Genomic DNA, 213 nt, shown 5'->3' on the forward strand with positions numbered 1-213 from the left:
AGACTAAACCATTTTCATTCTGAGTACTTTCTCTAGGAGATGACTTCTAAGAATATGACTTCTTATTCGAATAAAAGTGGAGCGATACATCGGGTTCGAACCGATGACCTCAACCTTGGCAAGGTTGCGCTCTACCAACTGAGCTAGTATCGCATTAGTTAATCGCTGCTCTTACTGCCTTGGGCAACAGATAGCGCTTAACTGTAATGTGGT

The 213-nt window shown here is 42.7% G+C and carries 1 tRNA gene; it reads right to left on the bottom strand.

The features are described 5' to 3' along the window. Positions 1–77 precede the first annotated feature (77 nt). Positions 78–153 (bottom strand) — tRNA-Gly (locus tag AB4484_RS24870). Between the last annotated feature and the right edge of the window lie 60 nt (positions 154–213).

It is taken from the genome of Vibrio sp. 10N.261.46.A3 (genome assembly GCF_041472995.1).
GTDB lineage: Bacteria > Pseudomonadota > Gammaproteobacteria > Enterobacterales > Vibrionaceae > Vibrio > Vibrio coralliirubri.